The following is a 14472-nucleotide window of genomic DNA, read 5'->3' as shown; positions in this document are numbered from 1 at the left end:
CGGTAAAGCTACCTACGCATTCTTACCATGGCATTGTTTATATTTCTTTCCGCTACCGCAAGGGCAAAGGTCGTTGCGGCCAATCTGTGGTCCCTGATGACGAACCGGCTCAGATTTTACTTCTTCTGCCTGGAAATCCGGGGTGCCAGCCTGATGACCGTTGTGGTCTACCAGATCTTCATGAGAGGCACGCATGCGGCTCATATCGGTTTTTTCTTCTACTGCTTCCCTTATTTCAGGCGCTGTTTCCTCTGCCTGATTATTTACAGGGATACCGCATTTAGATAAGAAGGAAACGATATCACGGCTGGTTTCACCGTCCATTTCTCTGAACAGGTTGAATGCTTCGAATTTATAGATCAGTAATGGATCTTTTTGTTCGTACACGGCACTCTGTACAGATTGTTTCAGGTCGTCCATCGCACGCAGGTGTTCTTTCCAGGACTCATCGATCAAGGCCAGGGTGATGCTGCGTTCCAGGGCATTCATGGTTTCCATGCCTTTGGTTTCTACTACTTTCTGCAGGTTGGCCATTACGTTGATACCTTTTTTACCGTCTGTGAACGGAATAGAGATATTTTCGATGTGCTGACCCTGTTCTTCGTAGATACGCTCAATTACMGGCAGCGTGTTGCTGATCAGTTCATTGACTTTGCGGGTATAGTTACCTTTTCCTTCGTGATATAATTTGGAAGCCAGTGAGTTGGCATCGGTTTTATTCAGCTCTTCACGGGTGATAGCGGTATCAATCGAGAAGTTCATGATAGCATCCATTTTGAAAGCTTCATAATCGCCGCTTGCTTTGTGGGTATTCACCATGTTTTCCGCAACGTCATAGAAGGCGTTGTCGATGTCGATGGCCAGACGTTCGCCAAACAATGCGTGGTTACGTTTTGAGTAGATCACGGTACGTTGTTTATTCATCACGTCATCATACTCCAGCAAACGCTTACGGATACCGAAGTTATTTTCTTCTACTTTCTTCTGTGCTCTTTCGATGGAGCGGGTGATCATGCTGTGCTGGATCACTTCTCCTTCTTTATAACCCATACGGTCCATGAGGCCGGCAATACGTTCTGAACCGAACATACGCATCAGGTCATCTTCCAGGGAAACGAAGAACTGGGAAGTTCCCGGATCACCCTGACGACCGGCACGACCACGTAACTGTCTGTCTACACGACGGCTTTCATGTCTTTCTGTACCAATAATGGCCAAACCACCTGCTTCTTTCACGCCAGGTCCGAGCTTGATATCCGTACCACGACCAGCCATGTTGGTGGCGATGGTCACCGCACCAGGCAAACCTGCTTCTGCTACGATCTGTGCTTCACGGGCGTGTTGTTTCGCGTTCAATACATTGTGAGGAACTTTATCGAAGGCCAGCATTTTACTGAGTAATTCGGATACTTCCACGGAGGTAGTACCTACCAGTACCGGGCGTCCTTTCTCTTGTAATTGCTTGATTTCATCGATAACGGCTTTATACTTATCCCTTTTGGTTTTATATACCAGGTCTTCCGCATCAATACGGGAGATAGGGAGGTTAGTAGGAATAGTTACCACATCCAGTTTGTAGATTTCCCACAGCTCACCAGCTTCTGTAGAGGCGGTACCGGTCATACCGGCCAGCTTGTGATACATACGGAAGAAGTTCTGCAGGGTAATGGTAGCAAAGGTTTGGGTGGCAGCTTCTACTTTCACATTTTCCTTGGCTTCAATGGCCTGGTGTAAACCGTCGGAGTAGCGGCGTCCATCGAGGATACGACCGGTTTGCTCATCTACGATTTTCACTTTACCATCCATTACTACGTATTCTACGTCTTTATCAAATAAAGTGTAGGCTTTTAATAATTGCTGTACGGAGTGGATACGATCTGACTTAGCGGCAAAGTCCTGTAGTAATACATCTTTCTGCTGCAGTTTCTCTTCTGGTGATACTGACAGTTTTTCAATTTCTGCCAATTCAGAACCCACGTCTGGCAGGATAAAGAAGTTAGCATCTTCTCCGCCTTGTGTGATCAGGTGAATACCTTTATCGGTGAGGTCTACGCTGTTTTGTTTTTCTTCGATTACAAAGAACAGGCCTTCATCTACTTTTGGCATTTCGCGTTGCTGATCTGCCAGGTAGTAGTTTTCTGCTTTTTGTAACAATACGCGGTTACCAGCTTCACTGAGGAATTTGATCAGGGCGCTGCTCTTAGGCAAGCCTCTCCAGGCGCGCATCAGGGCCAGACCACCGGTTTTAGGATCATCTTTACCTTCAGCGATCAGCTTTTTAGCCTCCTGCAGGTATTGGTTCACCGCTTTTTTCTGCATTTCCACCAGGTATTCGATACGTGGTTTCAGTGCATGGAATTCCTGTTCTTCTCCGCGTGGGATAGGACCGGAAATGATCAATGGCGTACGGGCATCATCCACCAATACGCTATCCACCTCATCCACCATGGCGTAGTGATGTTTACGCTGCACCATTTCATCGGGATTGTGTACCATGTTATCACGGAGGTAGTCAAAGCCGAATTCATTGTTGGTACCGTAGGTAATATCCGCCAGGTAAGCGTTACGACGCTCAGCGGTATTAGGTTGGTGTTTATCGATACAGTCTACTGTAATATCGAGGAATTCGAAGATAGGGCCGTTCCACTCAGAGTCACGACGCGCCAGGTAATCGTTCACGGTAACGATGTGAACACCTTGTCCGGCTAATGCGTTGAGGTAAGCGGGCAGGGTAGATACKAGGGTTTTACCTTCACCCGTGGCCATTTCAGAGATTTTACCCTGGTGCAATACGGTACCACCAATCAGCTGTACATCGTAGTGAACCATGTTCCAGGTAACGCGGCTGCCGGCAGCATTCCAGCTATTTTGCCAGATGGCTTTATCGCCCTGAATGCTTACGTAGTCGCCTTTCAGCGCCAGTTGGCGATCCAGGTCGGTAGCGGTTACGGTGAGTGAAGTATTATTGGTAAACCGGCGGGCGGTTTCTTTTACAACGGCAAAAGCCGCAGGCAGCAATTCTTTCAGTACTACTTCCAGTTGCTTGTCGCGGTCTTTTTTAAGTATATCTATTTCCTGGTAAATGGCATCTTTTTCGGTTACATCTGCTGCTTCGTCTGCAGCCACCTTCTTATCCGCTATTTCTTTATCAATACTGGCGAGATGTTCGGCGATGCGGGCGCGGAATTCCTGCGTTTTATGACGCAGCTCATCTATTGACAGGGATGATAGCTTTTCGTACTCCTCATTAATCTGCTGCACCACTGGAGTGATGGATTTGATATCCCTTTCTGATTTATTCCCTCCAAATAGCTTTGATAAAAAACCTAACATGTTAAATGTTTAATTACGAATTACGATTTCTATTTATTGTAACCTACCCCCATCCAGGCTGAGTTCATGATCAGTTGATATTTCCTGCTTTCCCGGCCTGTGGCACTTAGGCTGTGGGCTTAGTCAGTTGGATAGACGGCATCCTGATTACTCAAATACTGTGCTTGTAAAGGAAAACTGTCAAGGTGTCAGTTTAACCGTTTTCCGGGCAAGGCCTGTAAAAGTAGGAATAAATTTGGTGATTTGGGAGAGATTTTACCGGGATTTCGCAATTTATCTACATCAATTAACATATCCTTGATATTTGAGAGAAAAGCTACGAGGGCAGGGAGTTTGGAGAGAAAAAAAGGGGTGTTAAATACGTCATTTCTGCGTTTATTGGTTACGTGCTGCAATAACAGGGCATTAGTGAGCGTAGCTGCATATATGGCACAGTACCACTGGTTTGGCAGGAGCATGAAGCAAAAAGTGTCCTGGGTGTATGATAAGCGTGAGTAACTTAACCACTCGCGCTTATCATACACCCAGGACACTTTCTGCTTTCAGCTATTTCTTATATACCAGTTGTATCGCCTTTCCTAATCCGCTAAATGATTTCACTGGTTGCAACGGCTCCAACCGGCCCCCAACAGTATAGAAGGCAATGGTACCATTCTGCCCTTCCGGTAAACCCGGATTATAAGAGCAAACCGCCAACATTTTGTTGTAAGCCCTATACATATCACCACCTCCGTTAGTCATTGGACAAAGCAGCGAACTAACCCTGGATACTCCCAGGTCCAGCATTAACTGCGACTGTTTCGTGAACATATCGAACTGGTATACCTTTCCGCCATTGGAATAAAACAGCGTACCATATTCATTACTCACAGCAAATTGTTCTGCTCCGTTTATGCCAGGCAAGCCCGTTAACTCCGTAACATCTATCGGTGTAATGCTACCATAGTTAATATTGAAACGGTATAAAAAATATTGGTTGGTGCCAGGCTTCTTCATCACCGCATAGGTATCACGATTAGCCGTATAGGTACTTAGCATGAACAACAAATCATTACCAGTATTAAAGTCAAGTTTCTCGTTACCAATTAACAGGTTGCAATAACTCTTGTTCATAAAGAGACTATGCTGCACAAAACGCCGGTTCGTCATATCATACAACACCGCAGAAAGCATATCACCGCATACATAAGGCGATACTTTAAATTCTTCCAGTTCGCCCTGTAGTCTGTTAAATGGCAGCGCAAAACCAGGAGCGCCCATCACTGTATTTTCAAAGTAGGCGTTACCATTAGCCACCAGGTAACTCATACCAGTTGCAACAGTTTTATACCCCTCCGGCTTGAAGCCCGCAGGAATAGGCCCCATCATATTATACTTGATATCATAGGTAGATTTCCATCTCATGGTGGCGAGATCTATTTTGTTAGCGCCATTCCCGGAAAAAATATAATAGCAATTGCCGGTGATATTGTCTTGCAGGCTAATACTGACAGGAGCCCCCTGATCCGGAAATCCGGCGTTGGTATAAGTCAGCACATCAGTAATTAACGTATCCCGGTTATTCAGGTAAGAAATCATATCCAACCGGGTTTTACCGTTTACGTTACAAAGAGCCACCCATCCTTCCTGTATGAAAGTTTGAACATGTATGGAAAACCGCGACTGAAAGCTAACACCACTTTGTTTATCTGTAACAATATAATAACAGGTATAAACACCCGGTTTCAACAATATCCTATATCGCAGATCTTTTGTGGTAGCCAGATGAAGACGAATGGTATCTCCTTTTACAGCATTCTCTAAAACAGCATCCCAGGCATAACTATAACGGGTAGTATCGTCAAAGCGTTGGGGATTGCTTTCTAAAGTTCCTTTCAGTGTGGGCATTATTTCCAGTAAATCTCCATTCTGCAGATAATAATCTTTAGAAATGTTATCCGCAGCCACCTGGTTAATGGCTACATAATCATAATTACCTTTATCCTTGTAACATCCGCTCCAGATCAGGCAAATGAGCAAACCTGTGATGAGCAGTTTTATATTGTTTGTCTTCATGTTATAATTTTTAACGACCCATTAATTAGCCCATATACCCAATACCATAGGTGATCCATCTTCTTCTGTAATCGGATGACCAGCCAGTTCATTGTCTTCCAGGTAACGCTTCATAAAGCTGGCTATATACCTGTATTGCCCAATGGGAAATATACTGATATCAGGAGGATTGAATTCTTCGAGTTTCATGGGAATCATTTCACTCATCAGTAGTAATTTCTTCTTTGAAAAGGGACCAAAATACTCCACCATCCATGTCTTTGGCACATTGAGCATATTTGTAACGGTAACCACGTGCCGTAAAACGTAGCGCTTCTTTTTCAGGGTATTATCAATCACGGCGTATTGCAAGCTGGTATCAAAATTTTGATTAGGTACCAGTTGCAGTGTCACGGAAAACATTTTCGTTTCCATGTCCGTTGTTTTATGTAAAGTAACCGGCAATATCGTTTCCAGCTGGCCGGCTGGCATCACCAGTTTAGCCGGCAGCTGAAAATGTGTGCCTTGTTTAGCCGCTGCCTGTGCCGTATCAATTACACTTACACTGTATTCCCGGTCTTGTGTAGACATTGATCCCAGTCCCCTTACCCGCAACCTTACTATCGTATCATTTGTGTTAGTGGTAAATGCAAACGAAAAATTGGTAGTATCCTGAATAACCCCCAACCCATCTGTTACAGAAAAATAAATATCCTTAGATGCGTTATAATGGGGTATCTCACTTTTTTTGCAGGCTGCCAGTAATAATAGGCAGCCTCCCAGTATATATAATATCTTCTTCATGATAGGCTGATTTAATTTCTGAACTGAATTTCGCTGTCTGGTAACGGCAACGTATACTCGTTTACACCCAGTGACTTGTTACCACTACCGGTACCACTTGGAATGCTGGTGGTGAAGTTCCTTTTATAGTAAAAGAACATTTGTCCTTCTGCATAAAACTCCCGCTTATAGTCTTTCAGCAATTCCTTGCTGATAACTGCATTGGTAGCGGCATCCGGCACTCCTCTTGCTTTCCGGATTACATTAATATCAGCTACTGCTGCCACCGGATCAGTTTCACATTCCGCGGCAATGAAATACATTTCACTCATGCGGATCATAGGAATCTGGTTTACATAAGGCAAAGACATGTCTGCGATATCTGCATACTTATACAAACAGCGATAGGATTTCTTATTACCAGAAGGTATCAGCCAGGTTTTTGAATAACGGGGATCATTCTMATTCTTCTCAAACTCATTATCCAGCCGGTTGGTAGCTGCTGCCAGAATTTCCTTTTCGCCCAGATCCGGACTGAAATATGCCATATAGGCCAGGTTGATGTATCTATACTGTAAGGCAAATAATAATTCAGAAGCGAAAATCCGGTTAGGATTAGCACCATTCCCTACAACAGAGGTAGTCAAAGGGAAAGTAGCGCCAGCACGGCTAATCACCTCCTTCGCAGTCTGCAATGCCGCCGGCTTATTGTTAGCATATAAATATACTCTTGCTTTCAGCGCCATTACGGCAAAGTAGTTCATGCGCAAAGACCGGTATCGCCAGGTATTATCATCGTTCTCGTCCGGCGAGAAACGAGTCCCTAATGTAATCACCGGATCTTTTGCCAGGCAGATCATTGCACTATCCAGGTCTTTCAGCACTTTATCCATTACCTCACGCCCTGGTAAAAATGGCAGGTATTGCGGTGTAAAACGGTCGTAGTAGGGTACCCTGGCCTGCAGCGAATCGTTCTTATACACCGGCCCATAAAGCCGGAAGGCATCAAAATGCAGATAGGCCCTCAATGCATATAACTCCCCTTTCATCAGGGTATAATTATCACCGGTAAACAAGCGCTGCTTCTCATCTATCACCGAAAAAATCTTATTTACATTGGCGATATTACTGTACAATCCTTCCCAACTGTTAGCCAGGATCTTCTTTACGCCAGGATCTGTGTACTGATAAGTAGACAGTCTATACAGAAAATGATCTGCACCGATATTATACCGTTGCGCCAATACCTCCGTCATTTGCATGGTCAACTGTCCACCATACACTTTATCAGCACTCATACCCAGGTATACGCCGTTGAGCGCAGTGAAAAAACCATCCTGCGTAGAAAAAAGATCTTCGTCCACCACCTTGTCACGGGGCTTCACATCCAACCACTTTTTGCAAGAGGAAAGCATCAACAGTGACAGCAGCGCTCCAAATAAAATGCTATATTTTTTCATGTTTGTTATCATTTAGAATCCTACACTGATAGAAAAAGAAGCGCTATTCGCAAAAGGATATTCAATCCCTCTTTCCCTTGTGATAGAAGAAATGCGGAAGATGTCATTCATATAAGCGTTTACACGCAAAGAAGACATTCGCCAGTTTTTAATAATACGATTCGGAAAGTCATATCCCAGATTAATTGACTCACCTGCCAGTGTATTTTCGCGTTGCACAAAGCGGGAAGTCATTTTGGAAGTAATAGCGGCTATCGCATTCTTATCTGTATAAAGCCATATCTTGCGATACTGCGCTTCATCTCCCGGCTGCATCCAGCGGCCATAATAAGCTCTCTTATCCTGGTTATACCGCAGATTGTTGGCATCAATGTTTTCTACCTTGTTATACAATGCCTCATTAAACACATCTCCGCCGGTACGATAGCGCAGGTATACGCCCACCGTGATACCTTTCAGGGATACATTGGTACCAATAATACCATCCAGTTTGGGTCTTTCATCACCCAATACTACCTCATCATTCGCGTCATAACTAAAGGTGAGGCTACCATCTTTCTTAATAAATACTTCATTACCCGTACCTGGATCTATGCCTCCGGAACGTACACCCCATATAGCTGTTGGGCTACCACCATCATAATATCTTGTCAGGCTTTTCGATTGATTCTCTTTATTCACACCAGCCAGACCGCTACCGATGCCCGCATATTCCGCTTTCTCATGTTTGGCGGAAATAGATACACTCCAGGTAAATCTTTCCTGTGGCCGGTAAATGGGGAAGAACATAGCCTGGAAGTTATATCCCGTACTCTTTTGCAATCCCAGGTTGGTACTGTAATCGGTAGTACCGGTAGAAGTGGGCACGTTGAAAATGGCTACCAGCGGATCAGTGGTACGTTGATACAYATCTGCATTCAACCGGAATTTATTATTAAACAATACGATGTCGGCGCCAATATTTTTATCCAACGTTTTTTGCCAGAGTAAATCTTTGTTACCAAATTTCAGCAGTACCGCACCCAGGCCAAAATTATTGTTCAGATAAGCATAGTAGCCATAGGTAGAAAAAGACTGATACGCCCCAAAGTTCTGATTACCAGGCGTACCGATGGAGGCTCTCAACTTCAGCATGTTTACCTGTGTGGTATGTTGCAGGAAGTCTTCGTTGTGTACGTTCCAGGAACCACCCACTGACCAGGAGTTAGTGAAGTAGTGTTTGGATCCAAATACAGAAGAACCATCAAGGCGGTAGTTAGCTTCCAGTACAAATCTTCTGTCGTATACATATCCCCCATTCACATAGAAGCTGGTGCTGCGGGTAGTAGATTCCCAGGACAGCGGCATACCATTAGGATTATATCCTGAAGCAAATGCAGGGGTGGTGATTTTATCGGGGAATCCTACCGCTTCGTATCCTTCGAGGCTACCTTGCTTCTGAGAGAAATTCCAACCAGCTACCGCATTAATCTGGTGCTTATTGCCAATAATACGGCCGTAAGTGGTAGTGAGTTCTCCGTCGTAGTTGAAGTCCCGTCTTTCTGTGTTGTGATAAAGTCCTTTGAGTGCAGGATCTTTCGCATCGAAAACAGTATTCCTGGGAGAAATAAATATGGCTTGTTTCGTTTGTTCACGGGTAATGCCCAGTCGCCCTCTTATACGCAGGTCTTTATTAACCTGGTATTCGGTAATAAAGTTGTTAATAAGCCCCAGTCCTTTGGTACGATCCGTCGTATTTTGCATGGCATTATACAACGGGTTGGCAGTAGTATCCGTCCCTGTGCTGGGACTGGGACTGATATCCAGGTATTTCGGGATGGAGCCATCCTCGTTTCTTTTGCGATAGTAAGGATTCGCCTTTGCAAATTCAGCAAAAGACCCATAGGGCGACTCATCGGCGGTATAAAAAGAAACGGAGAGATTGTTACTGAAGCTCAGCTTATTTCTGCGGTACATCAATTTCAGATTGGCGCCGCCCATATCTCTGCCGGAACCCTTCATGACACCTGAAATTTTCTTATAGTTAACGCCAGCGCTATACCGCATCTGGTTGTCGCCTCCATCTACATAGAGGGAGTGACCAGTAGTAAAGCCAGTGCGTAGCGGCTCACTCAACCAGTAAGTATTTACACCCCGCTTTACTTCCATTAAACGCTTGTTATATAAGCTATCAAGCAACTGTTGGGAGTTATCGCCGGGATTTCCCCATCCTTTTGTGAGCGTATAACGACCTACTGCTTTTTCAAATGCCAGTTTCTCAGTAGCATCCATCAGGTTGTAATCGCGCAAATCTGGTACGGTAACGCTGTTGTCAGTAGTATAGGACACCTTCAGTTCTCCCGGCTTCGGCTTTTTCGTTTCAATAACAATTACGCCATTAGCCGCCTTGGAACCATATATCGCAGTAGAAGCGGCATCCTTCAGGATAGTCACGCTTTCTACGCGGTTCATATCCAGATCGATGATAGTGCGCAAACTGGTTTCAAATCCGTCCAGGATAAATAAGGGTTGGTTAGGATCTGTACCATATTGTTCTTTCAATCCCAGTACGCTGGTCTTACCACGGATTTCCAGGTTAGGCAGCATGTTGGGATTAGATCCTGCCAGATTATTTTCAAACACGGTGAAAGCCGGGTCCAGTGAGCGTAAGCTCTGGATAACGTTTTGGTTGCCCACCTGTTTTAATTCTTTGGCAGTATAGGTAGATACCGATCCACTGAAGCTTTCTTTGGCGCGTTCGTAGATACCGGTGATGACTACCTCTTTAATTTTAGCGGCATCTTCGTCGAGGGTAATGTTGATGGTGTTACGTCCTTTTACAGGAACCTCCACTGGTTTATATCCTACAAAAGTGAACAGCAGGATATCATCTTCGTTTACGGTTAACCGGTAGTTTCCGTCGGCGTCGGTGTGGGTGCCTTTGTTAGCGCCTTTCACCCGTATAGTGATGCCTGGCACCTGTTGCAGGTTTTCTTTGGCATCCCGCAGCGTAACTTTTCCGGATACTACAATTTCTTTTACCTGCTCCGCTTGGGCTGTAGTTTCAGCTGCTGGTGCGGGTTTGTTGTTAACTTGCTTTACAATCACCTGATTACCGACTACGGTATAGTGTGCATCTTTTTTAAAGATGTTACGCAGTACTTCCTTCAGGGGCGTACGATTAGCGTTAATGTTCAGGGGTTGAGAGCGATCCACCTGGCTACCGTCGTACACAAAACTGAGATGTGTTTGTTTCTCGATGTCGGACAATACATTGGCTACAGATTGATTCCGGGCTTTTACCGTTACCGGTGTGTTGAGTGCAAAAGTATCCTGCGCCCATGAGGGGAGTGCAGTCATCAGCAGGGCGGCGGTGGCCAGCCTGCATGATATTTTGCGCCATTGGAGATGAAAAGATGACACGTAAATTTGCTTCATGGCATAAGCTTGTTTAGTATTGATAAATGGTTGGCAACCGCAATAAATGCGTTGATATAATTGGTTGATTAGTGTACGTAAATGGTATCTCCCCGATGTTCGAAATGATAATCATAGAGTGCAGACAAGGTGCGTAGTACTTCTTCCAGGTTTTTATCGCGGAAGTTGGCGTTGAGCTTTTTGCTGGCAGATAAATTTTTATCTATGATAATTTCTACATGGTAGTAATCGGATAGTGTGGCGCAGACCTCCTGTATGGAAGTATCTTCAAAATGTAATTCCCTGGTGCGCCAGGACAGCTGGTTGACATCTGCTTCAGAATCGTTGCTGATCACATTCCTGCCGGGATAAAACACACCACCTTTCCCTGCTTCCAATGGTAAGGACACCTCGCCTTTTCCCAGGGCTACTTTTCCGGATAATACAAATACCCGGATAGCATCATCTCCTTTTTTCAGGTTAAAAGAAGTGCCCAGTACACGAACCTGCACCGGGCCACTTGCGACAGTAAAGGGAATAGTAGGATAGGTAATCACATTGAAAAAAGCTTCCCCGGCCTGCAACTCTACCTGACGTAGCTTGCCATCAAAAGCGGCCGGATACTTTATCCGGGTATTTTTATTGAGGTAAACAATGGAGCCATCACTCAGGAGCAGGGAATCCGGCTGTTGGCCGGTAGTTTTGCTCAACCAGGTGGTGGCTGGTTCATGTTGCCAGTACCAGGCGCCCGCAGTAGCGGCAATCAGAATGGCGGCGGCAGCAGCTACTTTCCACCATTTGGAACGCATAGGCACTACGGATGCTGGTGGTAACAGTTGCAGAAACCTTTGGGTAGCGGCTTCGGAATCGGCATCTTCAAACCAGGCCGCTTCGGGGCTTTGTTCCCATAACCCCTTTACCTGGCTGTATAATGTCCGATGTGTGCTATCTGCTTCCAGCCATGACTGTAGCGCAGCCTGCAATTCCTGGTCTTGCGGCGCCTGTAAACATGACAGAATAAAATAATAATGGTCGGTTGATCTCATGATTAATACGAAAAACGGCGGTTGTATTGCTGAGACAAATCAGCAAACATTTACCCCCAAAGGGGACAAAAAAAATTTCAGACGTGGGGAACTACTACTAAACAGGCTGTTATATCCCTGCCAGCCATAATAATAACTGCATGCGCGAAATGACTGACATAGGTTTTTCCGGATTATCCAGCAGCGCCGCTTTTAATTGCTTTAGCGCTATGGTCATCTGGTTTTCTACAGTTTTAACAGATAAATCAAGTTGGTGTGCGATTTCATTGTTCTTTAACCCTTCGTAACGACTCAGCTTAAAAATCTGCCGGCATTTTTCCGGCAGCCGGGACACCGCGTGGTGAATGCGTTCCCGTAACTCTTGTTCTTCTATGAATGTACACAGGTAACTCTCGTCCTGTAAATATTTAATAGCGGTATGGTGTTCCCGCAATAATTGTGTTCGTTGTAAATGATTTAACGACCGGTTAATCACTGCCCTGAACAGGTAACTCTTTAAAGCTGCGGCATGTTCCAGTTCCAGCGCTTTCTCCCATAACTGCAAAAAAACGTCCTGTACAATTTCTTCTGCCACTGCCTTGTCTTCCACATATTTCCGCGCTGTTGCAAATAACAAAGGATAAAAATGCCGGTATACGCCTGCAAATACAGCACGATCGCGGGCCTGGAGGCCCTCCAAAACATCTTCGCTGCGTAAACCGTTTATCATAATATTATTACAGCCCCGGCGGGTATAGAAGGCTGACTTCCCGGCTAAGTTAACCCATTACCCAACGAAAAGGAAATTTTCAAGCAAAAAAGAAGCGGGTCGCGGTATACCGCTTACTTTCAGGGACGGCGTTCCTAATACCAGCAAGGAAAATATAGGGGCATTTTTTTTCATCTTGCCGCGGCAGGCACCTCTAACCGCTTATCCTGAAATTTAACCGCCCTAATACTGCATTAACACTTCATTTAAAATGTAAAACAAGACATTAGCAGCGTAAATTAAATTTTTCCCAAAAAATGGGCGGGAACCATACAAAAAGATGGAAATATGCAAATACTTTTTATAAATTTAAAGGTTTAATCGCCGTTTTTTAACTTTTATTTAGACAAAACATCCACGTTTATGGCAAATGTAATACAGCCACAAAAACTGTTCGTAGCCAGCTGCATGGCCCTGCTGGTAACATCGTTGTCCTTTGGTATCCGCGCCGGTATTCTGGGCGGACTTGGCGTTGAATTTCACCTGGATATTCAACAATTGAGTATTATTGCCGGTACTGCTTTCTGGGGTTTTCCACTGGCAGTAGTATTAGGTGGTTTTATCGTAGATGCAATAGGCATGAAACGATTGCTCCTCGCAGCTTTCGTTCTGCACCTGCTGGGTATTGTGCTGACAATATTTGCCAATGGTTTCTGGTCGCTGTTTATATCCACCCTGTTTATAGGAATGGCCAACGGTACCGTAGAAGCGGCCTGTAACCCGCTGGTAGCCACCATTTTCCCGGATAACAAAACAACTAAGCTCAACCACTTTCACTTGTGGTTCCCCGGCGGTATCGTAGTAGGTACCCTGCTGGTATTCCTGCTCTCTAAAATTGGTCTGAGCTGGCAGCTGCAGGTAGCTACCATGATCATCCCTACCCTGATCTATGGTTACCTCTTCCTGAAACTCGACTTCCCGGTTACGGAAAGAGTAGCCTCCGGCGTTTCTTCCGCCCAAATGTACAAATCCATCGCCAGTCCGCTGTTCATCGTGATGTTCATCCTCATGTTTGGTACCGCTATCACAGAACTGTTCACCGGACAATGGATCAACGTATTGTTAAGCAACGTAACACAAAATGCCATTCTCATCCTGGCCTTAACTGCTGGTGTACAAACACTGGGTAGGGGGATAGCCGGACCAGTGGTACATAAAATATCTCCTACCGGCGTATTGTTGTTCTCCGCCATCTTCTCTGCATTGGGTCTGTATTTATTATCCCATGTATCTGGTAATATGGTGTTTGTGGCAGCATTTATTTTCGGCATGGGCGTTACCTATTTCTGGCCTACCATGCTGGGCTTTATCTCTGAAAACATTCCACAATCCGGCGCCCTCGGTATGAACCTGATGGGTGGTGCAGGTATGTTTGCAGTATCTGTTTACATGTACTTCATGGGGGGTTTCTATGATAGCATCATCACCAAACAATTACCTGCCGGTGCTTCCCTGGATGCATACCGCTCTGCAGCTCCCGGTAGCGCCGAAGCGACTGCCTTCTCTCAGGCCACCGCTGTAGCCGGTCCCGAAATCCTCAATGCTACACTGATCATTCCAGTGATGCTGATTGTTGCTTTTGCAGGCCTGTTCTTTTATATGCGTAACCGCAAAAAAGTAACCGTACCGGTTAATCATGTTGAAATAGTATAACTAACAAAAGATAATTGTA

8 protein-coding genes are annotated in these 14472 nt (G+C 45.0%); 1 reads left to right on the top strand and 7 read right to left on the bottom strand.

Annotated features, from left to right (window positions below; genetic code table 11):
* Window positions 1-12 precede the first annotated feature (12 nt).
* The 7 genes from secA to AC1DFM_RS25825 form a co-directional block, all read right to left on the bottom strand.
* Window positions 13-3333 (bottom strand): preprotein translocase subunit SecA, encoded by a 3321-nt coding sequence (secA, locus tag AC1DFM_RS25855; protein WP_477079667.1) that lies wholly within the window; start codon window positions 3331-3333, stop codon window positions 13-15.
* 546 nt (window positions 3334-3879) lie between these two features.
* On the bottom strand, window positions 3880-5388 hold the full coding sequence (locus AC1DFM_RS25850) for a PKD-like family lipoprotein (RefSeq protein WP_477079666.1): 1509 nt from the start codon (window positions 5386-5388) through the stop codon (window positions 3880-3882).
* Window positions 5389-5409: 21 nt separating this feature from the next.
* On the bottom strand, window positions 5410-6171 hold the full coding sequence (locus tag AC1DFM_RS25845) for a DUF4843 domain-containing protein (protein WP_477079665.1): 762 nt from the start codon (window positions 6169-6171) through the stop codon (window positions 5410-5412).
* Window positions 6172-6182: 11 nt separating this feature from the next.
* Window positions 6183-7610 carry a RagB/SusD family nutrient uptake outer membrane protein gene (locus tag AC1DFM_RS25840; protein ID WP_477079664.1) on the bottom strand — a complete coding sequence of 476 codons (1428 nt, stop codon included), beginning with the start codon at window positions 7608-7610 and terminating at the stop codon, window positions 6183-6185.
* A gap of 12 nt (window positions 7611-7622) precedes the next feature.
* Window positions 7623-11027: a SusC/RagA family TonB-linked outer membrane protein gene (locus tag AC1DFM_RS25835; protein WP_477079663.1), complete on the bottom strand. Its 3405-nt coding sequence runs from the start codon at window positions 11025-11027 to the stop codon at window positions 7623-7625.
* 68 nt (window positions 11028-11095) lie between these two features.
* Complete coding sequence (locus AC1DFM_RS25830; RefSeq protein WP_477079662.1) at window positions 11096-12052, bottom strand: FecR family protein; 957 nt, start codon at window positions 12050-12052, stop codon at window positions 11096-11098.
* A gap of 109 nt (window positions 12053-12161) precedes the next feature.
* Window positions 12162-12761, bottom strand: coding sequence for an RNA polymerase sigma-70 factor (locus AC1DFM_RS25825; RefSeq protein ID WP_477079661.1), 600 nt, complete (start codon window positions 12759-12761; stop codon window positions 12162-12164).
* A 402-nt stretch (window positions 12762-13163) separates the two neighbouring features.
* On the opposite strand from AC1DFM_RS25825, the gene AC1DFM_RS25820 reads away from it, so the two are divergent.
* A complete protein-coding gene (locus tag AC1DFM_RS25820) occupies window positions 13164-14453 on the top strand; it encodes an MFS transporter (RefSeq protein ID WP_477079660.1) in 1290 nt (429 codons plus the stop codon).
* Window positions 14454-14472: the final 19 nt, after the last annotated feature.

Source organism: Chitinophaga sp. 05T412, from assembly GCF_056396465.1.
This window is presented reverse-complemented; position numbering and strand designations above follow the sequence as displayed.